Source organism: Brevibacterium atlanticum, assembly GCF_011617245.1.
GTDB lineage: Bacteria > Actinomycetota > Actinomycetes > Actinomycetales > Brevibacteriaceae > Brevibacterium > Brevibacterium atlanticum.
This window is the reverse complement of sequence record NZ_CP050152.1, coordinates 3,982,956-4,009,067: the sequence shown is the minus strand read 5'-3', so window position 1 is coordinate 4,009,067 and position 26,112 is coordinate 3,982,956. Positions and strand designations below refer to the sequence as shown.

28 protein-coding genes are annotated in these 26,112 nt (G+C 65.2%); 10 read left to right on the top strand and 18 right to left on the bottom strand.

Annotation, left to right across the window (positions count from 1 at the left end; all coding sequences use genetic code 11):
* Window positions 1–38: 38 nt before the first annotated feature.
* Both GUY23_RS17830 and phoA read right to left on the bottom strand, forming a co-directional pair.
* Window positions 39–614 (bottom strand): GNAT family N-acetyltransferase, encoded by a 576-nt coding sequence (locus GUY23_RS17830; RefSeq protein ID WP_166975060.1) that lies wholly within the window; start codon window positions 612–614, stop codon window positions 39–41.
* Window positions 615–768: 154 nt separating this feature from the next.
* On the bottom strand, window positions 769–2,562 hold the full coding sequence (gene phoA / locus GUY23_RS17825) for an alkaline phosphatase (RefSeq protein WP_228282527.1): 1,794 nt from the start codon (window positions 2,560–2,562) through the stop codon (window positions 769–771).
* A gap of 284 nt (window positions 2,563–2,846) precedes the next feature.
* Between phoA and GUY23_RS17820 the strand changes: the two genes are divergently transcribed.
* From GUY23_RS17820 to GUY23_RS17805, 4 genes are read left to right on the top strand one after another with little or no spacing between them, the layout of a single operon-like run.
* The gene (locus tag GUY23_RS17820) at window positions 2,847–3,818 is read left to right on the top strand and encodes an ABC transporter ATP-binding protein (RefSeq protein ID WP_166975057.1); all 972 of its coding nucleotides are present in this window, start codon (window positions 2,847–2,849) and stop codon (window positions 3,816–3,818) included.
* Between the two features lies 1 nt (window position 3,819).
* Window positions 3,820–4,641, top strand: a complete 822-nt coding sequence (locus GUY23_RS17815; protein ID WP_166975054.1) for an ABC transporter permease — start codon at window positions 3,820–3,822, stop codon at window positions 4,639–4,641.
* A gap of 56 nt (window positions 4,642–4,697) precedes the next feature.
* Window positions 4,698–5,906 (top strand): sensor histidine kinase, encoded by a 1,209-nt coding sequence (locus GUY23_RS17810; protein WP_166975051.1) that lies wholly within the window; start codon window positions 4,698–4,700, stop codon window positions 5,904–5,906.
* A complete protein-coding gene (locus tag GUY23_RS17805; protein WP_166975048.1) occupies window positions 5,903–6,508 on the top strand; it encodes a response regulator transcription factor in 606 nt (201 codons plus the stop codon). Before GUY23_RS17810 ends, GUY23_RS17805 begins: the two co-directional genes overlap by 4 nt.
* 1 nt (window position 6,509) lies before the next feature.
* On the opposite strand, the gene GUY23_RS17800 is transcribed toward GUY23_RS17805, so the two are convergent.
* The 7 genes from GUY23_RS17800 to GUY23_RS17770 form a co-directional block, all read right to left on the bottom strand.
* Window positions 6,510–7,490: an Abi family protein gene (locus tag GUY23_RS17800; RefSeq protein WP_166975045.1), complete on the bottom strand. Its 981-nt coding sequence runs from the start codon at window positions 7,488–7,490 to the stop codon at window positions 6,510–6,512.
* 126 nt (window positions 7,491–7,616) lie between these two features.
* Window positions 7,617–8,741 carry an ABC transporter permease gene (locus GUY23_RS17795; protein WP_166975042.1) on the bottom strand — a complete coding sequence of 375 codons (1,125 nt, stop codon included), beginning with the start codon at window positions 8,739–8,741 and terminating at the stop codon, window positions 7,617–7,619.
* Complete coding sequence (locus GUY23_RS17790; protein WP_166975040.1) at window positions 8,738–9,625, bottom strand: ABC transporter ATP-binding protein; 888 nt, start codon at window positions 9,623–9,625, stop codon at window positions 8,738–8,740. Before GUY23_RS17790 ends, GUY23_RS17795 begins: the two co-directional genes overlap by 4 nt.
* 101 nt (window positions 9,626–9,726) lie before the next feature.
* Window positions 9,727–10,398, bottom strand: a complete 672-nt coding sequence (locus tag GUY23_RS17785) for a response regulator (RefSeq protein ID WP_166975038.1) — start codon at window positions 10,396–10,398, stop codon at window positions 9,727–9,729.
* A complete protein-coding gene (locus GUY23_RS17780) occupies window positions 10,395–11,780 on the bottom strand; it encodes a sensor histidine kinase (RefSeq protein WP_166975035.1) in 1,386 nt (461 codons plus the stop codon). The genes GUY23_RS17785 and GUY23_RS17780 overlap by 4 nt, the downstream gene beginning before the upstream one ends.
* A gap of 157 nt (window positions 11,781–11,937) precedes the next feature.
* Window positions 11,938–13,068 (bottom strand): serine hydrolase domain-containing protein, encoded by a 1,131-nt coding sequence (locus GUY23_RS17775; RefSeq protein WP_208085403.1) that lies wholly within the window; start codon window positions 13,066–13,068, stop codon window positions 11,938–11,940.
* A gap of 11 nt (window positions 13,069–13,079) precedes the next feature.
* The gene (locus tag GUY23_RS17770; protein WP_166975028.1) at window positions 13,080–13,568 is read right to left on the bottom strand and encodes a hypothetical protein; all 489 of its coding nucleotides are present in this window, start codon (window positions 13,566–13,568) and stop codon (window positions 13,080–13,082) included.
* Between the two features lie 105 nt (window positions 13,569–13,673).
* Here GUY23_RS17770 and GUY23_RS17765 point away from each other — a divergent pair, with 105 nt between their 5' ends.
* Window positions 13,674–14,366, top strand: a complete 693-nt coding sequence (locus GUY23_RS17765; protein ID WP_228282857.1) for a TetR/AcrR family transcriptional regulator C-terminal domain-containing protein — start codon at window positions 13,674–13,676, stop codon at window positions 14,364–14,366.
* A gap of 37 nt (window positions 14,367–14,403) precedes the next feature.
* Here the strand turns inward: GUY23_RS17765 and GUY23_RS17760 are convergent, their stop codons facing one another.
* Together GUY23_RS17760 and GUY23_RS17755 are read right to left on the bottom strand one after the other, a co-directional pair.
* Window positions 14,404–14,991, bottom strand: a complete 588-nt coding sequence (locus tag GUY23_RS17760; protein ID WP_166975022.1) for a class I SAM-dependent methyltransferase — start codon at window positions 14,989–14,991, stop codon at window positions 14,404–14,406.
* Window positions 14,992–15,114: 123 nt separating this feature from the next.
* Window positions 15,115–16,098 (bottom strand): GlxA family transcriptional regulator, encoded by a 984-nt coding sequence (locus GUY23_RS17755; protein WP_166975019.1) that lies wholly within the window; start codon window positions 16,096–16,098, stop codon window positions 15,115–15,117.
* A gap of 83 nt (window positions 16,099–16,181) precedes the next feature.
* Here GUY23_RS17755 and GUY23_RS17750 point away from each other — a divergent pair, with 83 nt between their 5' ends.
* Window positions 16,182–16,472, top strand: a complete 291-nt coding sequence (locus GUY23_RS17750; protein ID WP_166975016.1) for a putative quinol monooxygenase — start codon at window positions 16,182–16,184, stop codon at window positions 16,470–16,472.
* Window positions 16,473–16,581: 109 nt separating this feature from the next.
* Here GUY23_RS17750 and GUY23_RS17745 read toward each other — a convergent pair whose 3' ends face one another.
* The 4 genes from GUY23_RS17745 to GUY23_RS17730 all read right to left on the bottom strand — a co-directional run bounded on the left by GUY23_RS17745 (window position 16,582) and on the right by GUY23_RS17730 (window position 20,681).
* Window positions 16,582–17,418 carry an anti-sigma factor gene (locus GUY23_RS17745; protein ID WP_166975013.1) on the bottom strand — a complete coding sequence of 279 codons (837 nt, stop codon included), beginning with the start codon at window positions 17,416–17,418 and terminating at the stop codon, window positions 16,582–16,584.
* Window positions 17,415–17,990 (bottom strand): sigma-70 family RNA polymerase sigma factor, encoded by a 576-nt coding sequence (locus GUY23_RS17740; protein ID WP_166975010.1) that lies wholly within the window; start codon window positions 17,988–17,990, stop codon window positions 17,415–17,417. The genes GUY23_RS17745 and GUY23_RS17740 overlap by 4 nt, the downstream gene beginning before the upstream one ends.
* A gap of 181 nt (window positions 17,991–18,171) precedes the next feature.
* The gene (locus tag GUY23_RS17735) at window positions 18,172–18,864 is read right to left on the bottom strand and encodes a fasciclin domain-containing protein (RefSeq protein WP_228282525.1); all 693 of its coding nucleotides are present in this window, start codon (window positions 18,862–18,864) and stop codon (window positions 18,172–18,174) included.
* Between the two features lie 215 nt (window positions 18,865–19,079).
* Entirely contained in the window at window positions 19,080–20,681 is a 1,602-nt protein-coding gene (locus GUY23_RS17730; RefSeq protein ID WP_166975007.1) for a molybdopterin-dependent oxidoreductase, read from the bottom strand.
* Between the two features lie 137 nt (window positions 20,682–20,818).
* Between GUY23_RS17730 and GUY23_RS17725 the strand changes: the two genes are divergently transcribed.
* Window positions 20,819–21,322: an OsmC family protein gene (locus GUY23_RS17725; protein ID WP_166975004.1), complete on the top strand. Its 504-nt coding sequence runs from the start codon at window positions 20,819–20,821 to the stop codon at window positions 21,320–21,322.
* A 66-nt stretch (window positions 21,323–21,388) separates the two neighbouring features.
* Here GUY23_RS17725 and GUY23_RS17720 read toward each other — a convergent pair whose 3' ends face one another.
* On the bottom strand, window positions 21,389–22,258 hold the full coding sequence (locus GUY23_RS17720; protein ID WP_166975001.1) for an alpha/beta hydrolase: 870 nt from the start codon (window positions 22,256–22,258) through the stop codon (window positions 21,389–21,391).
* A gap of 84 nt (window positions 22,259–22,342) precedes the next feature.
* On the opposite strand from GUY23_RS17720, the gene GUY23_RS17715 reads away from it, so the two are divergent.
* From GUY23_RS17715 to GUY23_RS17705, 3 genes are all read left to right on the top strand, one after another.
* A complete protein-coding gene (locus GUY23_RS17715; protein ID WP_228282523.1) occupies window positions 22,343–23,032 on the top strand; it encodes a trimeric intracellular cation channel family protein in 690 nt (229 codons plus the stop codon).
* 93 nt (window positions 23,033–23,125) lie between these two features.
* Complete coding sequence (locus GUY23_RS17710) at window positions 23,126–24,040, top strand: hypothetical protein (RefSeq protein WP_166974998.1); 915 nt, start codon at window positions 23,126–23,128, stop codon at window positions 24,038–24,040.
* 67 nt (window positions 24,041–24,107) lie between these two features.
* Window positions 24,108–24,968: a PPK2 family polyphosphate kinase gene (locus GUY23_RS17705; RefSeq protein ID WP_166974995.1), complete on the top strand. Its 861-nt coding sequence runs from the start codon at window positions 24,108–24,110 to the stop codon at window positions 24,966–24,968.
* A 43-nt stretch (window positions 24,969–25,011) separates the two neighbouring features.
* Here the strand turns inward: GUY23_RS17705 and GUY23_RS17700 are convergent, their stop codons facing one another.
* Both GUY23_RS17700 and GUY23_RS17695 read right to left on the bottom strand, forming a co-directional pair.
* Window positions 25,012–25,434 carry an OsmC family protein gene (locus GUY23_RS17700; protein WP_166974993.1) on the bottom strand — a complete coding sequence of 141 codons (423 nt, stop codon included), beginning with the start codon at window positions 25,432–25,434 and terminating at the stop codon, window positions 25,012–25,014.
* Between the two features lie 73 nt (window positions 25,435–25,507).
* Window positions 25,508–25,882 carry a hypothetical protein gene (locus tag GUY23_RS17695; RefSeq protein WP_166974990.1) on the bottom strand — a complete coding sequence of 125 codons (375 nt, stop codon included), beginning with the start codon at window positions 25,880–25,882 and terminating at the stop codon, window positions 25,508–25,510.
* Between the last annotated feature and the right edge of the window lie 230 nt (window positions 25,883–26,112).

The following is a 26,112-nucleotide window of genomic DNA, read 5'->3' as shown; positions in this document are numbered from 1 at the left end:
AGAGTCCGAGATCTCAGAAAATCGAGGCAGGTGGCCGGTCAGGCCGTCTGGCGGTCGCTGGCGAGCATCCCGAAGATGAGGGTGTCCGTCCATTCGCCCTTCGACCACCAATCCTTGCGCAGGTGCGCCTCCTGCCGCATCCCTATCCGCTGAGCCAGGTTCGCCGAGGCGGTGTTCCGGGAATCCATCTGCGCGAACACCCGATGGAGACCGTAATGATCGAAGGCGACATTGAGGACGGCGATGGCCGCCTCGGTAGCGAAGCCATGTCCGCCGACGGCGGGGTCGAGGATCCAGCCGATCTCTGCTTTCTCATCACTGCCGTCGGCGAGCCAGATCGCGATGTCGCCGATGACGCGTGAGCCTTCAAGCGAATCGAGACCATCGGCGGTCTCGATGACCAGAGCCAGGGCCCGTGATTCGGTCTCGAGCCCCGTGCGGTGGAGACGTTCAGCGACCTTGGTCTCGGCCACCTCGGCGGTCCAGGGATCTTCGAGGAGGAACCGGGAGACGTCCTCGCGGGAGAAGATCGGCAGCTGGGCCGCTGCGTCGTCCTCGCGGTAAGTGCGCATGCGCAGACGGTCGGTGGTCAGGGGCAGCTCGAGGGGTTCCATGTGCTCACTCTGCCAGGTCGACCTGGGTACGGGAAGGACGATGCCGGACGCTCCGCTGGGAACGTCCGGCATCGTCCGCGGTCACGCGCGGTGACTCAGATGGTGCGGTCGAGCGTCGGGTGGTGCGCCCGGGCTCAGGTGCCTCGCCTGAGGCTCAGGCGGGGAGGATACCGCGGCGCTTGGCCATGCGGATCAGGGCCGATCCGCCGATGATCGCGGCCACGCCGAAGAAGATCGCGGCACCGATCTCGACGCCGGTGCGCGGCAGCGTTCCGCCGCCACCGCCGGCCAGACCCGGACCTTCGCCACCGCCGTCGGAACCGGCATTGCCTTCGCCGCCCTCGGAGCCGCCGTTCGCACCGCTTCCGCCGCCTGCAGCGTCAGACGAGCCGTTGGAATCGTCGGACCCGTTGGAGTCCTGGGAGCCGGCCGAACCGTCATTGCCGCCGGCATCGGACGAACCCGCGTCGTCGGACCCGTTAGCGTCATCTGTTCCGGTCGAGTCGTCATTGCCGTTCGCGTCATCGCCCGGGTCACCGGGCACCTCGGCATCGCGATCGAGCCGGAGGCCGTCGGCGATCGTGTAGTGCAGGTCCGTCTGATCGGTCAGCCCGACGACATTGGCCGCGCCCGGTCCGTAGGCGGCGATGCGGATCTGCGTACCGGTGTGACCCTGCGACTCCTCTTCGTCGGCGGTCGCGTAGTTCATCGTCATGTCGGAGCCGTCGGCGGTGGTCAGGGTCCGGGTGAGACCCGGGGTGTCCGTACCGGCACTGACGATCTGGCTGGTGTGAGCGTGATCGGCGGTGGTGATGACGAGGGTTTCGCCGTCTTCCTTCGCGAAGTCGAGGGCGGCCTTGACTGCCTCGTCGAGGTCGACGGTCTCACCGATCTGACCGCACGGGTTGGCCGCGTGGTCCTCTTTGTCGATGCTGGCCCCCTCGACCTGGAGGAAGAAGCCCTCATCGTTGTCGAGCAGGTCGACTGCCTTGCTCGTCATCTGGTCGAGCTTCGGCACATCCGAGGTGCGCTCGGGATTGTTCTTGCACTTCACGGCCGGTTCGGTGCCGCCTCCGTGCGTAGCCTTCGGACCCTCCCAGCGAACGGGGAAATTGCCCTCTGTGAAGAGTCCGAGCACTGGCGAATCCTGGTCCGCCTCTGTCACACCGTCGAGCGAGTCGGAGTCGTTCACGAGCTGGTAGCCGCGATCCTCCGCCTGCTCACGCAGCGTCTTGTCCTTCCAATCACCGGCCACGGCCTTCTGCTCGAAGGAAGCCGAACCGCCGCCGAGGACGACATCTGCGCGAGCATTGAGGATCTGCTCGCTGATCGACCCGAGTCCGCCGTTCTCCAGCGCCTCACCCGAGCAGTCCTGGCTCGTCTCCTCGGGCCCGTAGCAGCCGCGTTCGCTGATGTGAGTCAGCTGCGCGGCCGGTGTCGCATCCTGGATCTCCGCGGTCGAGACATCGCCGGTCTTCATGCCCTTCGCGCGGGCCATTTCGATGAGCGACTTGTGCGGGTTGCCTTTCCGGTCGACGCCGAGTGCGCCGTTGTAGGTCTTTGTTCCGGTCGACCAACCGGTCGCGCTCGCCGCGGAGTCTGTGACGTAGTCCGGCTTGCCGGTGTCCCTGTTGACCGCGTAGGTCGTGTACTGGCCGGTCAGCGGCAGTTCATCGAGGCCGTCGAAGCGACCGTGGGCGCCCTTGGCGTAGTTGCGGGCGGAGGTGATCTCCGAATCGCCCATGCCGTCGCCGATGAGGAGAATGACGTTTTTTGCACCGGAATCCTCCACCGCATCCCGGATGGCATCGGTGTTGTCGCCGTCGAGCTGGCGAGCTCCCCCGGGGGCATCGATTCCCGAAGCCTGAGCGGCGGGGGCGGTGAAACCGAAGAGCGCGAGTCCGAGCGCTTCGGTCGCCGCGGCGAACCGCAGAGACGGCCTGGCCATTGCTGTCCTTTCGTTGAGGTGCACGTGCGTACGGTGCCGAAACGGTCAGAGGAGTTCCTATGGCAGGGCACGAACGGTTCTGTGAGAGACGCGTGTGAGCAGTCGCCCTCAAACCTACTCAGCGTTCTCACAAGTCGGGTGGAGGCAAGGTGAAGCCTGAGTTAACTTGATGAACTGCGTCTGTCGACGCTCGCGACTGTTGAGTGAACCGGTGATAAATGGCACTCCTGATTCGGTGACATTTGGCATCAGCGCCAGCGGGCGGAGATTTCTAGGCTGAGAACATGACTTCACCGACGACGCCCCGAACAGCCGCTCCGGCTGCCACGACTTCGACAAAGACCTCGACCGAGACCCCTCCGGCTGTGTCCCTAGACCACCTGACCAGATCCTTCGGCGACCTCAAGGCCGTGGACGACCTCAGTCTGACCATCCGTCCTGGGGAGGTCGTCGCCTTCCTCGGCCCCAACGGCGCGGGCAAGACGACGACGATCGACATGCTGCTCGGACTCTCCCGCCCCGATGTCGGGGGTGTCGAGATCTTCGGCATGCCGCCTCGTGGGGCGGTCTCCCGCGGACTCGTCAGCTCGGTCATGCAGACCGGCGGACTCCTCGATGACCTCACCGTCCGCGAGACCGTGGAGTACACCTCGGCGGTCTTCGCGTCCTCCCTCGACGTCGACCTCGTGCTCAAACGGGCCGGCATCTCCGACATCGCGAACGCCACGGTGAAGAAGTGCTCGGGTGGGCAGAAGCAGCGCCTGCGCTTCGCCATGGCCCTCCTGCCCGACCCTGCGCTCATCGTCCTCGACGAACCGACCACCGGCATGGACGTCACCGGACGCCGCGACTTCTGGCACGAGATGCGCGCCGACGCCCTGACCGGCAAGACGATCCTCTTCGCCACCCACTACCTCGAGGAGGCCGACGAATTCGCCGACCGCGTCATCCTCGTCGCCGGCGGTCGGATCGTCGCCGACGGCCCCTCGCACGAGATCAGAGCCATGGCGGCCGCGAAGACCGTGAGCGCGACCCTGCCCATCGGCGACGACACGGGGCAGCGTCACCTGCTCGACCTCCTCGTCGGGTTGGCCGGGGTCGAATCCATCGATGTCCAAGGTCGGCGCCTGAAGATGCGGACGAGCGATTCGGATACTGCCGCCAGGACGCTGTTCGACCATGCCTGCACCGATCTTGAGATCTCCTCGCATTCGCTCGAGGACGCCTTCATCAGCCTGACCACGAAAGGGGCCTGAGATGTCCACCCAGCCTGCATACACTGCCGAGCCCAGCGCCACCTCGGCGAGCTTCCTCGACTCACTGAGCAAGCGCCGCCCGCCGAGCTTCGGCGGATTCTCCGCCACCCTGCTCCGGCTCGAACTCATCCGCAAGCTGCGCAATCGGCGCACGCTCATCTTCACGATGATCATGCCCGCGGTCTTCTACCTCATCTTCGGAGTGTCGAACCGGGGCGAGATGCTCGGGGACACGAACGCCGCTCTCTACATATCGGTCTCCCTGGCGACGTACGGGGCGATGGTGGCTACGACCACCGGCGGCGCCCAGGTCGCCGTGGAACGGGCACTCGGCTGGAGCCGCCAGCTCGCGCTCACACCGCTGCACCCCGCGGCGTACATCCTCACGAAGGTGATCGTGTCGATGATGCTCGGTGCCGTATCGGTCATCGTCGTCTTCGTCCTCGCAGCGATCACCGGCGTCCACGCCCCGCTGGGCACGCTCCTGCTGTCCGGTCTCCTCGTCATCCTCACTTCCTCGGTGTTCGCGGCCTTCGGCGTGATGCTCGGCTACCTGCTGCCGGCGGAGAATGCCATCCAGGTCTCGAGCATGGTTCTCGGCATCCTCTCGCTCATCGGCGGACTCTTCGTTCCCCTCGAGATCTGGCCGAAGGCCCTGCAGACGATCGCGCACTTCACCCCGGCCTACGGTGCCGGTGAGATCGCCCGCGCACCGCTCGGCGGGGGTTACGATCAGTGGGCAGTGGTCAACGTCGTCGTCTGGCTGGCGATCTTCGTGGCAGGCTCCGCGTGGGCGCTGCGCAAGGACACCGCGCGAGTGTGAGGCGCGGTACATGACCGACACCGGCAGCGGTGGTCGTGGTCTGGCAGGAGGCAGTGATGAGCACTGAGACCGATGAGCGTCCCTTCACGTTCATGAGCTGGTTCTTCCCCATCTTCTGGCTCGTGTTCCTCGCCTATCCGCTCAACGCAGCGTCGCGACTCGACGGAACGGCGCGACTGTGGGGTCTGGGCCTGACGATCATCTTCGCCGTCGTGTTCTACATCGCCATGGTGGCCGGCGGCGTCGGCCTGGGGGCGTTCTCCCGAACCGTCCGCGATGCCACATCGACACCGACGCGTCGAGCAAGAGCCATCGTCAACGCCGCCATCGTCCTCATGGTCATCATCACCGTCATCGTGGTGCCGCTGGTCGGCGAGGAAGGCCTGTCGTTCCTCGCCTACATCTCCGTCATCGCCGTGGTGTCCGTGCGAAAGGTGATCCCCGGACTCGTCATCGCCGGCTCGACCCTCTTGGTCGCCGAGGCGGCCCAACGTCTGGTGCCCGGGTGGACTCATGACTGGGGGACGACCTTCGGAATCTCGATCTCCGGATTCGCCATGGTCATGGCTCTCGTCGCCGGCGACCGGGCCCGAGCCGCCCGGGCCTCGGAGGAGGAGAACCGGCGCCTCGAACGAGAGGCCGAACGGCTGCGACTCTCCCAAGACGTCCATGACGTGCTCGGTCATTCGCTCACCGTCATCGCGCTCAAGGCGCAGTTGGCTGCGAAGCTCCAGGCTGCCGGAGACCCGGAGGCGGCCACCCACATCAGCGAGATCGAGACCCTGGCACGCGGCGCGCTCGCCGACGTCCGCACGACGGTTCAGGGCACCAGGCGGATCTCTCTGGCCGAAGAGCTCGTGACGGCGACGCGGGCACTACGGGCCGACGGCATCACCGTCGAGGCACCCACCTCGGTCGATAACGTCGAGGCTGAGCTGCGTGAGCTCTTCGCATGGTCGGTGCGCGAAGGCAGCACGAACGTCCTCCGCCACGCCCGAGCTGGGCGCTGCACGATCACGCTCGATCCCACCCGATTCGAGATGCGCAACGACAGCAGCGGGAGGACGACCAACCTCGGCGAGGTGGGGGCAGGCACCGGCCTGCACGGGCTGCGCGAACGGGCGCGAACGGTCGGTGCTGTGGTGCGCACGGAGAAGACCGATGATGGGTTCGTCCTTACGGTCGCCCGGGAGGCTGGTGGCGACGCGGTCGCTCGCGACGACGGCGGCATTGCCGTCCCCGACGGTGAGGAGCCAACACGATGACCACCCTGCTCATCGCCGACGATCAGAGGATGGTCCGTGAAGCGCTCGCCGCACTGCTCGGGATGGAAGCCGACCTCGAGGTCGTCGCCCAGTGTGCCCGCGGCGACGAGGTGGTGCCGGCGGTGCGGGAGTCTCGCCCTGATGTCGCCCTCCTCGACGTCGACATGCCGGGTCCCGACGGGCTCGAGGTCGCAGCCACCTTGAACGAGGAGTTTCCGCAGGTCAAGATCATCATCGTCACGACCTACGGGCGCCCGGGATGGGTGAAGCGGGCGATGGACGCCGAGGTGGACGGATTCATGGTCAAGGATGCTCCGGTGGAGCATCTCGCCGAGGGCATCCGCCGGGTGATGTCGGGTCTGCGGGTCATCGATCCCGAGCTCGTCGTCGAATCGTCGATGCACGGCGCCTCTCCGCTGACGGAGAGGGAGACCGATGTTCTGCGGGCGGCGGCCGATGGCGCCAGCGTGGACGAGGTCGCCGCGACGCTGTTCCTCTCCGCCGGGACGGTGCGGAATCGGCTGTCGGCAGCGATCGGGAAGACGAACGCCCGCAACCGCGCCGACGCCGCACGCATCGCCCGCGACAACGGGTGGCTGTAGGTCAGCCGGCCGTCGGAAAGCCCATTTCGGAGACGCTTCGATATCTGCCTGTCGGGAAGGCATCAGTGACTAACGAGTCGACGTCAGTTCGCCACGTGCTTTTAGCCTCGATTCGGTTCAAGAGTTGCGAGATGATGCAGATAGTTCCATACACCCGTTCAACCTGCCAAGTGTCCGGGCGAGAAGGGTCGAGAGTCGGAGCAATTTCAGCAAAAGCAGGTAGATGCTGGACACGAGGGGCGATTCCGATCGGGACCAGCTGACGGTTCCAAAGCCTGCCGTGATGAGCACAGATATTCCGAACTGTAGTGAGATGTTCCAGCCAGTTCGCTAACGGCGGGTGCTTATTCCAACTCGTTCGGGAGCTTTTTGAAGCGTCGTCTGCCATCGTGACACCGAACCACTCGGCTATCTCTCTCTGATCTGGCGACGTCAGCCCGGCATAGAGCTTGGATACGTCGGAGAAATCAAGTAGGTCGGTAAGAACCCACAGTGGTACTTCTCCTCCGTAGTTGTCGTAATGATGGTCGACCGATGCGTCGCGGCCGCGTGCCCGCCTGATTCGGCTCTCTGCTGTAGCCCACCAATTGGTGTGGTCGAAATTTGAACGAAAGTTGTTTGGCTCAGTATGAGCAAGCGGGCCTGCTCTGCCGAGCAGATGGCCGATTCGACTCCGAAAAGCAATTTCAACAACCTCGATGGCGATCCAAATCAGTCTTTTCAACGCGCTGTCAAAGCGATACAGGGCAAGAATCTCCGCGAAGTCTGTGCCGGGAAGGAAAGCATCGAGTCGCTGATGCATACGCCGCGGATCCAAGCTTCGATATGGGAACCAGTACCCACTGAGGCGGTAGTAGCCGATGCTCTCAAGTGCATGGCTTGCTTGGTCTCGATTCTCGATCTCCATGCCACGGCTGCGTAGCTGGTTGACCTGGTCTTCGATCGAAAGCCATGGCTTCAGACTCTGCGCCACGATATCCACCGTCCCAGAAATAGATCCGGCCCACTCCCAGAAACAAATCCGAGGCGGGCCGAACGATTACTGCAATCATACCACTGACCTCTGATGCATTCGTCATGTCGACGAACATGAAATCGAATGTCTGACTCAGCCCCGCTTCAGCGCCTGACCCCACGACAGCTTCGGGCCCGATCGGAGGATAGAGCGTTCGAAGATCCGGGTCGCCAGCACCAGGGCCAACAGTGTCGTGGCTGCGAGGATGAGCAGTGAGACGAGCGGCTCCCACCACTCGATCGTGCCGAGGAAGACTCGCATCGGAACCGCCACCGCCGCCGAGAACGGAATGTAGCTGAGCACCCCCATGACCGCTTCGTTCGAGGAGAAGATGATGACGGCCATATACGGCAGGAAGATGAGCATCATGATCGGCGTGCTCGTCGACGGCAGGTCCTCGGTGCGCGAGACCATCGAGGCCGCGGCCGCATAGAGGGCTGCGACCATGACGAAACCGACGATGAAGAGCGGGACGAACCAGGCGATCGGTTCGGCGACCTTGCCCAAAACGAGGTCGTTTCCGCTGATGGCGGCGCCGGCCAGGACCGCAACGGCGGTGAGTCCGATCTGGGCGAAGGCGAGGATCGTACACGCGATGACCTTGCCGAACATGAGCACCCGCGCCGAGGTGGAGGCGAGCAGGATCTCGACGATGCGTGACTGCTTCTCCTCGACCACTGAGGACGCGATCGTATTGCCGAAGGTCATCGCCGCCATGAAGAATACGAGTCCGAGGCCGAGCCCGATGAAGTACGTCAGGGCCGGATCCGGAGCGTCGGGGTCGAGAAGCTCGACCTCAGGCGTGAGGCTGAGCGAGGCGATGAGCGACTCGGGGGCCGAGCGGAGCGAGAGGACTGCGACCCCGGTCGGGGAGTCCTCCGAGTCGACGACGGCTGCATCGACATTCTCGGAGGTGACGAGGGCTTTCGCCTCGTCCACGTCATCGACGACGACGGGCTCGATATCATCGATGCCCTTGACGGCTTCGGCCCCCGCCGAGGTGACCGCCACTTTGTCGGTGGAAGAGAAGAGTGAGGGCAGTGCCCCGGAGACCCCGACGAGGACTCCGAGGATGACGATCGAGAGGATCGTCGAGATCATGAAGGCCCTGGATTTGAGGCGGACCATGATCTCGCGCTCGATGACGAGGCCGATCGCGGTGGTGAAACCGGCACGGTTCCCGGCTGTGTCTGTTCGGGTCAGGGATTCTGTGCTCATGACTGCGTGACCTCCTGGAAGAGCCGGCTGAGGGGGACGATGTGCGGAGCGAACGAGGACACGGAGGACACGTCGAGCGCTTTCCTCAGGACCGCCTCGGCGGTGGTGGTATCCGGTGCTGCGAAGCGGACCCAGTTTCCGTCGAACTCGATGACGGTGATGTCGGGGAGTTCGCGCACCCACCCTGTGTCCGCGTCGGTCTGCAGCGTCCATTCGGGTGAGCTGCGTTCGCGGCGCAGTTCGTCCGTGGTGCCGGCGGCGACGAGGTGGCCGTCGTTGATGATGACGATGTCGTCGACGAGGCGTTCGACGAGGTCGAGCTGGTGGCTGGAAAAGAGCACCGGGGCGCCGGAGGCGGCGAATGAGGTGAGGACTGCCAGGGTGCGTTCGACCGCGGTGGGGTCGAGTCCGGAGAACGGTTCGTCGAGGACGAGGGCCTGTGGGCTGTGGATGAGGGCCGCGGCGATCTGGACCTTCTGCTGGTTGCCGAGGCTGACGGATTCGAGGGTGTCGGTGGGTTCGCCTTTGAGGTCGAGTTCTTCGAGGAGTTCGAGTCCGCGCTTCTTCGCGGCATGGCGGGTCAGTCCGTGGAAGCGGGCGAGGTAGATCAGCTGGTCGATGATCGGCATCTTCGGGTAGAGGCCGCGTTCCTCGGGCATGTAGCCGATCGCGCTGCGGTGGACTGGGGTGATGGCGGTTCCGTCGACGGTGATGCATCCGGAGTCGGCGGCCAGCACGCCGAGGAGGATCCGCATGGTCGTGGTCTTGCCGGAACCGTTCGAGCCGACGAAGCCGGTCATCCGTCCGTCGCCGATGTCGAAGCTGAGGTCGTGGAGCACCTGCTTGTCGCCGAAGCTGCGGTTGATGTTCTCCAAGGTGATCATGCTTCAACGCTATGCGGAGATCGGTGCTTTGGGATCAGCCGAACGGGTGAAATCGCGCCCCTGCCTGCGAGGGAGAGGCCGTGATGGGCAGATGGACGATCTTATTGTGCCCTGTCTTGACAGCCGATCGTGACGACACCGTGCTCGTACGCCCAGATCACCGCGTGGATGCGGTCGCGGATGTTGAGCTTCGACAGCAGATTCGACACATGCGTCTTCACGGTGGCGTCGCCGACGAAGAGCTGCGCGGCGATCTCCGAGTTGCTCGCTCCGGTCGCGACCAGTCGGAGCACCTCGAATTCGCGTTCGGTGAGGTGTTCGAGTTCCGGGGCTGTGGGGGTGGCCGGTTCCGGCGTGGATACCGAGCGTTCGATGACTCGGCGGGTGACCTCGGGGGAGAGGAGGCCGTCGCCGGCGGCCAGGGCGGTGACGGCGTCGATGAGCTGTTCTGCCTCGGCGGTTTTGAGGAGGAACCCGCTGGCTCCGGCGGCCAGGGCCTGGAAGAGGAAGTCGTCGCGGTCGAAGGTCGTGAGCATGAGGACGGCTCCGCACGAGCCGCGGCGGACGATCTGCTCGGTGGATTCGAGCCCGTCCATGACCGGCATCTGCACATCCATGCAGATGACGTCCGGCGAGAGCTCGAGGGCCTTGTCGATGGCGACCTGCCCGTTCTCGGCCTCGCCGACCACGGTGATGCCGTCCTCGCTTTCGAGGATCGTGCGGAAGCCGGTGCGGACCATCGACTGGTCGTCGACGAGGAGAACTCGGATCATCTCAGTGCCTTTGCTGGGTTCTCGTGAGCGGGGGAGGATTCTTCCGGGGTGTTCGAGGTGACTCCGGAGGTGCTGCGCGGGTAGGGGATCCGTGCCCGGACAAGCCAACCGCCGCGTGATTTCGGTCCGGCTTCGAGGCTGCCGCCGAGGGCATTCATGCGCTCTCTCATCCCGATGATGCCGAGCCCGGTTCCCTCGGATCGGCCGGCTGCACCGGCCCTCCGCTCGGTCGATCCGGGCGATCGCCCGGCTGTCGATTCGGCACCGCGGGTATCGCTCACCTCGACCTCGAGATCAGCGGTGCCGTAGCGGACTCGCACGGCCACCTCGGCGCCGGCACCCGCATAGCGGGAGCAGTTCGTCAGGGATTCCTGGATCACCCGATAGATCGACATCTCCGTGATCGGGGTCAGCGGACGCGGCTGCCCGACCGTGGTGCACTCGACGGTCTGACCGAATCGCTGGGCCGATGCGATGAGCTCGGGCAGATCGCCGAGGCCGGGGTTGCCTTTGACCGAAGGCGTCACCTGTTCGTCGGACGTGCTCGCGCGATCGGCCTCCGCATCGTCGCGTGTGCCCGTATCACGGAGTGTGTAGACGAGGGCGCGGAGCTCGTCGACGGTCTCACGGGTCGAGGATTCGATGACCTGAAGAGATTCCTTGGCCTTGTCGGGGTTCTTCTCGAGGCTGCGGCGCGCAGCGGCCGCATGGATGCCGACTCCGGCGATGTGGTGGGCGACCCCGTCGTGGAGTTCGCGGGCGATGCGCACGCGCTCCAAGTCAAGTGCCTGGCGGGTCAGCTGCTGCTCCTGTTCGCGGACCTCCTCATTGGCGGCCCGGAGATCGTCGAGCAGGCGTCGTCCGGCGAAGGCCCGATTGCCGAAGAGCCACGCCCCGCCGAAGAACACGGCGTTGATGAGGAACGACACCCCGGTTGCGGCTGCGAACTGGACGAAGGTGAGATCACCGAGGTCCTGGAACTGCAGTGCCGCGGAGACGACGACGTAGATGAAGATCGCGAGGCACAGCAGACAGCGGGAGACGAACGCTACCCGCCTGCTGCGGCGAAAGGCTCCGATCGCATAGACGGAGACGAAGAGGACGATCTGGGAGACCCCTGGCTCCATCATCTGCAGAATCTGCGCTGTGACGTAGAGCGCGGTGATGAACCAGGCCACGAGATTCGGGAAGCGGCGCCTCCACAATAGAGGGATGGTGACAACTATCGAGAGCAGGCACGTGACCCACAGGGGAGACTTGAATTCCCAGAATCCGCTGCCGGCATAGAGCACGGCGAAGACGAGTGACCCGGTGGCCAGGGCTGCAACGAGCCAGAGGTCGGGCCGCTTCGGTCGTCGATCCGAGTCCGACAACCCTGTCATCGATCGCGGTTCTTCTGTCGCGTCCTCCGTCATCATTCCAGCTTAGACAGTGATCTATCGGGTCGGCATCCGCCCCAGTGGGGAAATCGGCGCTTGCCTCTCCTGCTGCCGGCGGAGCGTCCGGCGGCAGGAGAGGCGGCGACGACTAGGGGCGGTGTCACCCCATGCCCAACGCGATGACAGCGGCCAGGGCTGCGTCGATCGGATGCGGCTGTGGGCGGCCGGAATCGTCGAGGCTGTTCCACCGTTGCCCGTTGACCAGAATGGTTATCTGCTTATGCGCGTCAGCGCGGGTGAACGTGAGCGCACCTCCACCCCACACTGAACCGTCATGCCCCCACCAGACTGTTCCGTCGTCGGCCACACGTCGGTGCAGTCCGAGTCCGTAGTCGATCGTTGTGCCCTCGAACGAGACGACCGGAACCGTGCGCTGCATCTGCTCAAGCGATTCCGGGCGAAGCAGCTGACCGCCGATGAGCAGACCGAAGAAGCGATTGAGATCGGCAGCCGTCGACACCAGTGAGGCTGCGGGACCCACCCATGACATGTCGAAGTCAGTGAGGTCGACGGGCGGGTCGGCCATAGAGAACCACGACTCGTAGAGGCTCGTATGCGGTGCGGACAGCACCGGTCCGGTCGGGAAGTAGGTCTCGTGGAGTCCGGCAGGGTCGATCACCTCGGCGCGGATGAATTCCTCAGCATCCCGATCGGTGAGGGTCTCGATGAGTTCGGCGAGAAGCAGATAGTTCGTGTTCGAGTACCGTCCAGGCACGTCGCCGGGTTCCCCGGCCGACGGAGCCCCGACGCCGATGTCGATGAGGTCTCGTCTGTCGAAGTGAGTGAACTGATGCTCGACGAGGCTGCGCGGACTCGTCTGCGCGAGGTTCGGGAACGCTCGGAGGGAGTCATAGATGATGGGCAGATACTCGTTGAGCCCACTCGTGTGGTTCGCGAGCATCCGCACGGTGATCGCCTCGCCGCGCTCGCCGGGAACGTGGTCGGGCAGGTACCTGCTGATCGAGGTGTCGAGGTCGACGATCCCCTCCTCCACGAGCCGGAGCAGGGCCACCGTTGTGAAGGTCTTCGCAATGCTGCCGACCCGATGATGGAGCCCGGGTGTCATTGGAGTCCGAGTGGCCGCCTCGGCGAAACCCGCGCATTCACGCGTGGTCTCTCCGTGGTCGACCACCTCGGCGATGATGCCGGGCATTCCTGCACGGTGCACATCGCGCACTGCCTCCGCCAGGTCAGGTTGGGTGTTGGTCGTGGAGCTGATGGCTGCTGACATGGGTCTTCCCTTCATTCTGTGCGTGGTTGAGGCGAACGATGCATAGGTGCTCCGTTCCGGTTCGCCGAGGTGGCCGATCGTGTGAACATGAGGATCACGGCGACGAGCCCTGCCGCACAGGGGAGGAGGCCGATGGTGCCGATGAGCGGCGGCAGTCCTGTGTCTCCTGAGGTATCGCGCACGAGGAGAGCGAATGCGGCGACCGAGGTGCCGGTGAGAGCCAGCAGCACGGCCGCCCACCGGATCCATCGGCTGCCGCGGTGCGCAGACCAGATGGTCACTGCCCAGCCGAGGAGGCCGAGTGCGCCGACTATTGTCAGCGAGGTGACATAGAAGTCCACTCCTGTCGCGATCTCATTGTGGGAAATCGAGGGGTATCCGCTGCGGATGTGTCCGCCGATGATCGGCCTGCCGAGCTGTGCGCTCACGATCGCGATGACGGTGAGGCCGAGTCCGACCCAGAGAGCGACGAAGGTCGAACGCGAGTACTGCCTGGTCATGATGGAGTCCTTTCTCCAGTTATACGACGTAAAACATGTCTTTCATGCTAGTTTTACGCTGTAGATCAGGTCAATGGAGGAAAACCCGAGAGTTAGGCGGTGGCGATGGCCAAGCGGGCCGAACCAGTGGGGAAGGGCGCCGCGAGAGGCGAGCGGGGCGAGTCCGGTGCACCGCGCACGCGCGGCCAGCATGCCGGGCTGCGGCCGGAATCGATCGTGCGGACCGCGATCGCCATCGCCGACGATGAGGGCCTGGCATCCGTGTCAATGCGCAGAATCGCTGCCGAACTCAAGGTCGAGGCGATGGCGCTCTACCACCATTTTCCGAACAAGGGTGCGCTGCTCGACGCCGTCGTCGAGGAGCTCTCAGCGTCCGCGCCGCCGCTCGATTTTGCAGGCTCGCCGTGGCACGAAGGTCTGCGGAAGTATGCCCGAGCACAGCTGACTACGCTGTCCGCACATCCGAACCTTGTCGACCTCGTCATGACTCGACCGGCGGTGACCATAGGAAATCTCGCTCTGCTGGAGACTCTCGTCGACTTCCTCTGCGCTGCCGGGTTCTCTGCCCGTCGTGGACTCGACATGATCTACATCGTCCACGAACTCGTCCTCATGCACGCCGCACTCGGGAGCGAGTTGCGTCAGGCGGCTCATCTCGACGGAATCTCCGGGACGGACTTCCCTCGCCTCGCCGAGGCTGCTGCGGCAGCTGCGCGCCGCTCACCGACTGCTCGCTTCGAGTTCGCGCTCGATGCGCTCATCGCCGGGTTCGCCGAGGTGGACGAGCGCGAAGACTGACACAGCGGTTCGGCCCAGCGAGCCGGGTGAGCGCCGGTCAGTCCTTCTCCGCCACCACCACGGCGAGATCCCGGTGCTGCCAGTGCACCTGAGGGGTCAGCACCGCCTCGGCAAGCCAGGCCAGCTGTTCATCGAGGGAGCTGGGAGTGTCCTCGACCCAGTCGATCGGCGTGACGACGTCCGCCGGATCGACAGGAACAACGAGGTCGCCGAGGACGAACCGGCCGCCGGGCCTGAGCGCAGCGGCAATGCGAGCGAAGAGATCCGCTTTGCCGGGACCGTCGAGATGATGGACTGTGAGCGTCGACATCACCAGGTCGAAAGGACCCTGCGGAAGCGGATCCTCGATCCTGCCCTGCCGCAGCTCCGTGCGCTCCGAGTCGAGCGTCGCCTCGGCAGCAGCGAGCATCTCAGCACTCGCATCGACGCCGAACAGCTCCGCTTCCGGGAGGGCCTCGAGGACGCGCTGTGCGGTCAAACCGCTGCCGATGCCCAGATCGAGGATCGACGTTGGGTGTCCTGCTGCCGCTGCGGCGGCTACTTCGGTCTGCAGGCGCGTATAGTCAGGGATCTCCTCGGCCATGAGCGCCCGGTAGGTGTCCGGATCCCACTTGAATTCGGTCATGTCTGCTCCTTCGCCGACGGTGGAAGCGAGCCTACTCGTTGGGGTCCGGCGCAGTCACGCTTCGGCGCCTCAATCTGCCATGAGCAGACGAGGACGCCACCGCGCATCCGTCGCATCGGTCCGTCAAGCGGATTTCGTCGTCGAGAATCGGCGGACGTACTCCCGCGGGGTCAGCCCGGACTCACGCATCAACACTCGTCGAAGAGTGTCATCGCTTCCCAGTCCGCTGAAGGCCGCCGCCTCGAGGACGCCTCTGCCGTCGAGCAGCAGGTTCTGAGCCCGCTGCAGGCGAACCGACTGCAACCAGCGATGAGGAGTGGTGCCGACCTCCCTCCAGAACTGGCGAGCAAGGTGTCGTGGACTCAGCGACGCCCGCTCAGCCATGCTCGCTGCCGTGTGCTCCAGTGCCGGATCGGCAGCCACCTCGGTCATTGCCTCGTGGAGCAGAGAATCGCGTGGTGTGATGGACTCCAGGCCCGCCGAGAACTGCGACTGGCTTCCGGGTCGCTGCATGAAGACAACCAGTTCCCGAGCGATCTCGCGCGTCGACGCGGCTCCGATCACATCCTCGACGATGGCAAGAGCAAGGTCGATTCCTGCGCTCACGCCGGCTGAAGTCAGACAGTTCCCGTCGCGGACGAAGATGGCATGCGGTGACACATCGATCTGTGGGAACCGCCGCGCCAAGGTGCCGGCATGTCGCCAGTGCGTGGTCGCACGTCTGCGGTCCAAGAGTCCGAGTTCGGCCAGCACGAAGGCTCCGGTGCAGACCGATGCCACTTGACCGGCCTGACAGGCAGCGGATTCAGCGGCAGCCAACAGCCCATCGGGGTAGGAGTGAGGGAGCTCATCACCTCCTGCCACGATGGCGATGTCGAGGGGGCCGACCTGTTCAGGCCTCTGAGCGCCCGACAAGGCGAAGCCGCTGGCCGTCCTGACATCCCCTTCTCGCTGTGCGATGAGCGGCATCTCGATGTTCAGGCCCTCCTGTCGGGCATAGCGAAACACCTCGGCGGGACCAGTGACATCGAGCATCGTCATGCCGTCGAAGACGACGAAACCGACGCGCAGGTGACGCGGTGTCTCACTCTGCGGGTTTTGCGTCATTCTGGACATGGTTCCACATTTCGCCTGATAGGAGACTTGAAATGCGCGGAAATGCTGCGCACATCAGAAGAAAGGATCCTCAGATGGTCATTCTCAACGTCTTCTTCGACGTCAAGCAAGAGCACGAGGCCGACTTCCTGAAGCTGCTCAACCACATGGTCGTCGAATCGAACAGAGAACAAGGCTGCTCGTACTATCAGCTGTGGCGCAGTGCAGTCGATCCGTACAGCTACTCGCTCATCGAGCATTGGGACAGCCAAGAAGAGCTCAATGCTCACGGACGTACAGCGCACTGGATCAACTTCAACGACACGGTCAATGAGTACCTCAAGTCGAACTACGAAGAGCACCACTACAGCGAGATCCCCGCGTAACCAGCGCCTGTGACCGGGTCGCCCTGTGGCTGAATACGGCACCAGGGCGACCCGTCCGCAGGGCACAGCGCCACTGTCGGACTTACTGGTCGATTGCGACGACAGGGTCCTACAGGTCGATCGCGACGATCGGGTCGGTGGTCGGCTGCTTCGATCCGCCCTCGGGTTCGACGGTGATGCCGAAGACGCTGCCCTTCGCGAACTTCTCATCCGTGATCGTGACCGGTTTGCTCGACATCAGACCGGCACTTTCCGGACCGTCATCCCCGATCACCCACATCTGCATCGAGGTGGCCGACGTCGTCTGCACCACATCACGGGGAGAGAGCCGGATGAGCTGCTCACTTCTGGAGGACAGCACGGTGACCGAACCTCCCGACGGCATCTTCGCGGTGGTGGTCTGCAGGTCACTGGCTTCCATCAGGCGGGTAGATTCGTCGAGTTGCTGCTGGGTGGCCGTCAGCTTCTCTTCGAGTTCGTTCTGCCGCTGCGCTTGTTGCCAGATGGTCACCCCGAACCCGGCGACGACGATGATCGCCGCCGCGGCGGCAACCCACGGCATCCAGGGCCGCCGCGACGATCGCCCCGAGGATCGACGGTCGCGGTGTGCGTCCAATGATGCAGGTTCGGAAGATTCCGTGTGGCCGGGCGAGGTGGATCGGCCGGACGAGCTGATGGGTCCGGAAGTGACCGACCCGGGATCAGCGGGGGCGGGATCGGTCTGCTCGTGGTTGTCCGGGACGGCGAGGATCGCCGCCTGCGTCTCCGCGCTGATCCCGACCGGATCTTCGGATTCGGCGGTCTCGGAGAGGACCTCGGCGTATGAGGCGACCTCGGCTCGGAAATCGGCGTCCGAGTCGGCCAGTGCCTGCGCCTCGGCGAGTTCGTCATCGCTGAGCCCGCCCAGGGCCAGCCCGGCGGCCAGATAGTCACGATCGGTGCTCATCGTCCCGCCTCCAACTCATCTCGCAGCTTCTTCATTCCGTCTCTGATCCGTGACTTGATGGTACCCAGCGGCACCTCGAGGTTCTCGGAGATCTGTGCGTGGGTCAGGCCTTGGTAGAAGGCCATGACGATCGGTGTGGCCTGCTCATCGGGGAGGATCTTCAGAGCCGAGACCGTCCGATCCGACTCCGCCCGGTCGATCACCGTCTGCTCGACCTGCTCACCTGCCTCGGCGGTGGTCTTCATCCCATCGGCGAAGTCGCGGTCCTGCTGGGACTGGACGCTGCGCACACAGTCGATGGCGCGTCTCCTGCACAGCGTGACCAGCCAGGCTCGGCCGGATCCGCGCTCGGGGTCGAAACCTGAGCACCGCGTCCACACCTCGGTGAAGCAGTCCTGGAGGACCTCCTCGGCGAGGGATCGGCTCCTGACGATCCGGAGGATCACGGCCATGAGGATTCGGGACTGATCGGTGAACAGCTGTTCGAACGCGTCCCGGTCACCTCGGGCGATGCGGACCAGCAGGTCGCCGCTGGGGTCCGCGGGGGCCGTCGTCGCGCTCTCGGAGGTCATCGCTCCATCATGCCATCTCAGCACGGTGAGGGTTCCCGTCGATGAGAATCGGGCGTGTGGCGGGCGGTGGTCTGGTCGTGTCCGGGTTCGACGAACGGACAGCGGCCGGGCGCCGATCCCCGGTCGGCGGATCGGCGCCCGGCCGCTGCGTTGCGACTCTCGGTGATGAGGGCCGTATCGGTCACTTGTCGGGCATCATCACCGCGTCGACCATGTAGACCGTGGCGTTCGCGGTCTTCACTCCGCCGCAGACGAGACCGGAATCGTCGAACTTCATGTCCTCGCCTTCGCCGGAGATCTTGACCTTCGAGCCTTCGACGGTCTCGTGCTCACCGGCGATCTCATCGGGAGAGAGCTGACCGGGGATGACGTGGTAGGTCAGGACCTTGGTCAGCATGTCCGAATCCTTGGCCAGCGCGTCGAGGTCGTCCTTCGGCACATCGGCGAAGGCATCGTCGACCGGGGCGATGACGGTGAATTCGTCGCCGTTGAGAGTGTCGACGAGGTCGACATCGGGGTTGAGCTTGCCCGAGACCGCCTTGGTCAGGGTCGTGAGCATGGGATTGTTCGAGGCAGCCGTGGCGACGGGATCCTGCGCCATTCCTTCGACGGATCCACCGCCGTCGGGGTTCTCCTCGGCGTACGTCGAGCAGCCCTTGCCGACGAGGTCGGCATCGTCCATGGACGCGTCCCCGGATTCCTCGGGCATCTCGGACTCATCCGAGCCTGCCGGCTGGGATTCGGAGCTGCCGGAATCCGATCCGGACTCCTCCCCTCCGGAGCCGGAATCCATGCCGCAGCCGCTCAGAGCCAGGAGGCCGATGGCACCGGCCGAGAGGATGGTTGCGGTGCGGGTGCGAAGCAGTGTCTTCATTGTTCTTCTCCTGTTAGCAGTGATGCGTATTCGCGCACAGCTGTGAAGTGATCTCCATTGCTCGCTGTGTACTGGGTATTCGCAGCAGGTGCGCCGATGGATGGGTGGGTTGGGAAGAAAGTTGAGAAATTCCTCGCCGAGGTGGCTGCCGGGTGTTGGAACCGCGCACTGTGGGCACGGTGATCGGCTGCGACTGTCGGCTGGGGCCGGGTGGCTCATTCGACGCGGAACTGGATGTGGTGGTGGCCGGTGGCCGAATTCGGGATCGAATCGCGGCGTTTCGCCGTCTGCACGGTGCCGTCCTTGTCGGTCGCGCGGACGGTGAGCGTGTGAGTGCCCGGCTCCACCTCGGCGAAATCGGCCCGCCACTGCCGCCACGTGTCGATCGAGACCTCCTCGGCGAGGGTGGCTGTGGTCCACTTCCCGTCGTCGAGTCTGACCTCGACGCGGTCGATGCCCGAGCGCTGCGCCCAGGCGGTGCCGCCGACCCGGATGTCTCCGGCGGAGACTGTGGCCAACGGTTTGGGAACCTCGATGCGGGAGGCGACGAGGATGGGCGCCTTCGCATCCCACCCGCGGTCGGTCCAGTAGGCGGTCTTCTCATCGAAGCGGGTGACCTCGAGTTCGGTCACCCATTTCGTCGCGGACACGAAACCGTAGAGCCCGGGGACGACGAGGCGGGCCGGGAACCCGTGTTCGGGAGCGAGCGGCTGCCCGTTCATCCCGACGGCGAGCAGCGACTCGCGGTCATCGGTGAGCGCCTCGATCGGGGTCGACGCGGTGAATCCGTCGAAGGAATGCGAGAGGACCATATCCGCGTCAGCACTCGGGCGTGCGCGGGCGAGGAGTTCACGTACGGGATAGCCGAGCCAGGTCGCGTTGCCCACGAGCTCACCGCCGACGGGGTTGGAGACGCAGGTGAGCGTGATGTGGTGCTCCTCGAGGGGCAGGTCGAGGAGCTCGTCCATCGTCAGTGTCACCTCCTCATCGACCATTCCGTGGATCCGCAGAGACCACTGTTCGGGGTCGACGACCGGAGGGGCGAGAACCGTGTCGATGCGGTAGAAGTCCGCAGCCTTGGTGACGAACGGAACTGTTCCCTTGACGCCGGTGCTCGCAGCTGCAGGAATCGCGGCGGCCTTCTTGGCGGGAGTGGGCAGGACGAGTTTGGCGACAGCGGCCCCGGCGTCCTGGGCGAGAGAGGCGACGGTCTGACCGGCCGCGATGGTCGCGGCGCCGATGGCACCGACGGCACCGGCCAGGCTGAAGAAGCGGCGACGGCTGAGCGGATTCGACGTCGCTGAAGTGCCCGGCGAACCGGGCTCGGTAGCGGAACGGTCAGCCGCCTCGGCGGGACTGGCGAACCCGCCGAGACGCAGCAGCAGGGCGAAGACCACGAGGCCGACTGCGAGACCGACGAGCGTGGGGATGACATCGAGGGCGCCTGCCTCGGGGCGCAGGATGATGACGGCGAGGGGGACGAGCCCTGCGATGAGCAGAAGCGCCAAGCCCAGTCGCCGCCGGGAGGCCGCCACCGCCCCGATGAGCCCGGCGAGGACGAGCGCGCCGAGGCCGGTGGAGAGGACGAGGACGAGCTTGTCGTTGTCGCCGAACAGGGCGATGACGGGTTTGATGACCGCAGGGGGAGCCAGGGGGATGATCGCCTGCCCGAGGGTGAGCAGGGGTGCGGCGCTCGGACTGAAGGCGCACGCGAGGACATCGGCGAGGCCGAACATCGCCAGAGTCGCCGCCAGCCCGGCAAGCGCGCCGCGGAGGCGAAAGTGGATACGGTGAGTTCCGTTCCGAGTTCGGTTCATATTGGTCATTCGGAGCCTGGCCCGTCGCGGATGGGTCGCGGGTGCGTGCTGGCGGGCGGCACCGGATCAGGCTGAGGTCACGGTCCATTCACCGAAAGCACAGTGAACTTGTTGCGTGCCCGTCGTACCATGGTGCAATGACTGAGAATCCCGGATACGCCCAGCCGCAGGCTCGCAGCGAAGACGCGGACGAGCCGAAGAGCGCAAGCGCGCCCATCTACACTGCCAAGGTCGAGAACCTCGGCGGCACCTCCGGCGAGGTGCGGATCGAAGACGGACAGACGCTGAACACGGCTCCGACCTCGCACGTCGACCAGGGAAACAACCCCGAACAGTTCCTGGCCATGGCGTGGTCGACCTGTCTCGGTGAGACGCTCAAGGTCGTGCTCGCCGTCAACGAACTCGACGCCCTGTCCCGCGTCCGCGTCGAGGTCGAACTGCACAAGGAACCCTCCGGCAACGGCTTCTACTTCGCTCCGCACGCGTTCATCTCCATCGATGGAGTCTCGGACGAGGATGCTGAGAAGTACGCTGCCCGCGCTCACGCCCGCTGCCCGATCTCGAAGCTGCTCATGGGCAAGGGAACCCCGGTCGTCGACATCGAACCGTACAAGAACCCGGACAACTTCCAGCTCAGCTGAGCCGTCCGGCCCCGTACGGGTCCGACCATCGCGGGACCCCGGACGGATCCGGCCCACCTGACTGTGTCAGTCGGACTGCGCGGCCACCTCGGCGACGATCTGCGCCAAGGTCACGGCCGCCTCGGCGGGGCGGATCATCCACCCCAGATGGGAGGAGTCGAGCGTGCGCACCCGGTAGGGATTGTCCGGGGTGAGCGCATCGCCCTCGCGGATGAGGCGGTCCTGCATTCCCACGGGAATGCTGCGATCCTCGCCGAGGCGGACGAACGTTCGTGGGATCGTGCCCCATGTCTCCGCCTGCGCCCGATCATCGGCTCCGCCCGCGTCGAGGTTCTCATCAGGCTGCAGGGAGTTGATGACGACGCGGAATTCGTCGTCGCTGACGTCGGCGCAGAAGAGATCTTTGAGTCCGGCGAGGACCTCGGGGTCGGCCTGGCGGAAATTGCAGCGCAGGAGTCCGAGCTCGCCGGGATCGCCCGCCAGGGCACGGGCCAGTGCGGCACTGTCGACGGCGGCCATCTCCTCTTCGGCGTTGTAGTCGGCGGCCGGCAGTGACACCGGTGCCCACGCGGACACGTAGACCATGTGGTCGATGAGGTCGGGGCGGTCGTTGGCCAGTGCGGTCAGGGCGGCGCCGCCGCGGCTGTGGGCGAGGACGATCACCGGTCCGTGCTGTTTGGCCCGGGCGGCCGCCTCGGCGAGGTGGGCGACATTGTCTGCCAAGGTCACACCCCTGATCGACCCCGGCGCCGAGGTGAACCCAGCCAGATCCTGCGGTGCCTGATAACCGGCCGGAAAGGTCGCAGCGAACCCGTGACCAGGGAGGTCGACCGCGGCCGAGCGCACCCCGTGGAGGGCCAGCTCGGCCTGCAACGGAGCGAAGGAGAAGGAATTGGCGAAAGCGCCGTGGACGAGGAGCATGGTCGGCTGCGTCATCGTCTCAGCCTAGCCCGACCCTGACAGTGCGGGGTTCGCCGATTACAGTGGACGGCGAGCCGACCAGCCAGCCCAGGAGCCGATGTGGAACTGAACCTGCAGGAAGTCATCTTCCTCGCACTCGACCTCACCGGTACCTTCGTCTTCGCGGTCTCGGGTGTGTTGCTGGCGGCCCGACGCAGCTTCGACATCACCGGTGGGTTGGTGCTGGGCACGATGACCGGCATCGGCGGCGGCATGATCCGCGATGTCCTCCTCGACCGTGTGCCGAATGCCCTCGCCCATCCGGTCTATCTCGCGCCTCCGCTCATCGCGACGCTGCTCGTCTACATCATCGGTCGGCACATGAGTCGGGCCCGGATCTGGATCGTCGCCTTCGACGCGATGGGTCTCGGCCTCTTCAGCGTCACCGGCACGACGGTCGCTCTGGGCGCCGGAGCGAACTTCCCAGTGGCGCTGCTCATGGGAGCTCTGACCGCATGCGGAGGTGGGCTCATGCGCGACGCCGTGGCCAGCGAGGACCCCGCGATCTTCCGCGGCACCGACCTCTACCTCATCCCCGCCCTGTTCGGGTCGGGGCTGACGATCCTCGCCGAGGTGGCCGGATGGCTGGGCGGGATCACCTCACTCATCATCGCGGCCGCCGCCTTCGGCTTCCGCATGCTCGCGTGGAAGCTGCAATGGCGGGTACCCCAGCCGATGCGCTCATGGTCGTATCGAGAGACCGGACGACGGGTGAAGAAGTTGCCGTCGGTGTTCCGGAAGCCGGACTGAGGCAGCCGGCCGCGCTGGCCCGGGTCGGCGGCGTGACGGTTTCGGCACACGTTCTGAGGGATCGGGAGCCTTGTCCTCTGGCATCATGACATCATGAGTACGCCACGGCCTGAACCGCACCCGCTGCCGTCACCTGATGGGATGGAAGCCGACGATATGGAACCTGTTCCGACGTGGGCGCGGGACTTTCTGCGCATCCTCGGCGTCTGCCTCTTCGGAGCGGTCTTCTTCACTCTCTGCGTCTGGCTCGCCTCGAAGGGCCTGCTGCGGGAGAAGGGCAGCTTGGATGACACTGTCGAAGCGGACCCGATCTGGGCGGGGATCTGCGCGGGGATGATCGTCTTTATGTTCCCGTTCCTCTTCGTCGAGTTCAAACGCATCGATCTAGGGTTCCGGCGGACGGGCCTGATCCCGCTCGTCGTCCTCGGCGTGCTCTGCGGTGGGATGATCGTGACTGCGGTGATGATGACATGGCCGTTCTTCCTCGACGATCAGGCGATTCCGGGCACGGTCTCCGGGGAACTCGCCAGCGATCCGGCCAGCATCCTGCTCCTGCTGTTCTTCACCATCGGCGGAATGTCGTGGTGTCTGAGCGTCGTGATGCTCATGGTCATCGGAGGATTCAAATTCGCGCTGTGGCTGTTGGTGCCCTATCTCGGCACCATGTTCATCTTCCCGTTCGCGGCGATGCACATCTTCGAGAACCCGGCGACCGGGCCCTCGACGATCATCTGGGCTGCCGTGGCACTGTCCGGGCTGGCGGTGCTCACGGTCCTCGCGATGCTGCGCAACGTCATCGACTGGACTCAACCATCGGTGAGTGCCGCAGAGCGCGCCGAGTCCTACCAGCAGTACTTGGAGGACCGCCGTCGCCGCGGGCTGACCAACGACAGTCCTCTGCCGGGGATCGATGTTCGGCAGCAGCCGATGCAGCCGGGAACTCAACCGTCTGTGCCCCCGCGGCCCAACCATCCACCGCAGCGTCCTCAATATCCGCCGCAGCGGTGAGCAGAGGACCGTCCATCGGTGATTCGACGGTATAGACGCGGTCGTGCTCACCTGCAAAGATGAACGCATGAGCACGCCGAAGAGCAACTGGACGACCGACCCAGCCCCGCTGCTTCGGGTCGGCGAGGGATTCCGCCTCGACGAGGTCGACACCCGCAGCACCCCCGGTTATGACGGGGACAAGAAATCCGGGAAGAAGGATCTCGCCGCGCTCTCGGACGAACTCAACGACCTGCAGGAACGCCTCTTCGCCGCTCACCACGATGATGAGACCGGCCCTGCTGTGCTCCTCGTGCTCCAGGCGATGGACACCGCCGGCAAGGGAGGAATCGTCCGGCACGTCGTCGGTGCCGTCGACCCGCAGGGTGTCGAACTCGCCGCCTTCAAGAAGCCGAGCAAAGAGGAGCTCGCCCACGACTTCCTCTGGCGGATCCGCCCCCGCGTGCCCGGGCCAGGGATGATCGGAGTCTTCGACCGCTCCCACTACGAGGATGTGCTCATCGGGAAGGTCCGCGAACTCGCCGAACCGGAAGAGATCGAACGCCGCTACGAGGCCATCAACGACTTCGAGGCCGAACTCGCCGAGGCGGGAGTGCGCATCGTCAAGGTCATGCTCGACATCTCCCCGGACGAGCAGAAGGACCGCCTGGCCGAACGCCTCGACCGGCCTGACAAATACTGGAAATACAACCCCGGCGACGTCGACGAACGACTCCTGTGGCCTGACTACATGAAGGCCTATCAGACCGTATTCGAGCGCACCTCCACCGAGGCGGCTCCCTGGTTCGTCGTCCCCGCCGACCGGAAATGGTATGCGCGCCTGGCCGTGCAGCGTCTGCTGCTCGACGCCCTCCACGACATCGACCCGCAGTGGCCCGCCGCTGACTTCGATATCGAGGTCGAGAAGAAGAGGCTGGCTGAGACCTGATTCAACCACCTCGGCGAGGGGGTGCCGTCACCGAGCCGCGAGCTCAGTCGCGGCGGATGCTGAAGTCGACGTTCGTCGGGTGCTCGACGGTGCGTGAGACCGTGCAGTACTTGTCGTGGGAGAGCCCGACGAGCTTCTCGATCTGCGAATCGGCCCGACGCCCGTCCTTGTCATCGGGGAACGCGAGATCGAAGTCGAGGTGGACGTTGTCGAGGCGGGAGGCCCCATCCTCGTCGAGCTTGTCCGCGATCGCGGAAACGTCGAACTTCGTCGGTTCGGTGTGACGGCTGGTGACGGTGTCGACGTCGATCGACGAGCATCCGGCGACGGCGGCGAGCAGCAGCTCGACGGGGCTCATCAGGCCCTCACCGCGGCCGAATTCGACGCTCGCCCCACTCGGTGCGGTGGCACGGTAGTGGTTCTCGGCGATCCTGGTCAGTTCGATGCTGCGCTTGTCTTCGCTCATGCACCCCATGATGCCACCAGGTGGCCGCGCGCGGTGCGCCGGGCGATGATCTCCCCGGCGCACGCTGGGTGGGTCAGGCCGCCTCGGCGCCCTTCGGGGTGCGACGTGCGGCGATGAACGAGCGGACGCCGGCGACGATGTAGCCGATGAGCAGGATGAAGGTGAGCGTGCTTGAGATGATCGCGAGGGGGACCTCGGCGGTGCCGGCGAACAGGTCGCCGAGCTGGAGGACTCGGGAGAACGTGCCGATGACGCCGAGCAGGGCGACGACGAGCGCGATGTGCACGCCGATCTTCGGGCGCTTGATGCCGATCCAACCGCAGATGACGAGCACGACGCCGAGGAACGCGGGGATGAGTGCCGTCACGCTGGCGAAGGCCGCAACGATCCATCCGATCACCCCGATGAGAATGAGGATGATTCCGATCCAGATGGTGGTCTTGGCCATGTCAGTGTCCTTTGCGCAGAGGTGCCGGTCGTCGGGAACCGGTCGTTGTGGAACCAGTCATTGTGGAACTGGTGGTCGGGGAATCGCGGTGGCGCCCTGCACCAAAGAGTCCGCGACTCGCCGTCCATTCTAGTGAGATCTGCGCGCGGGGGAGGCCAAGGTGCCTAACCTCACAGCGCCGAGACAACGGTTGAGCGCCGAGACACCTGTGCATGCGCCGTTGTCTCGGC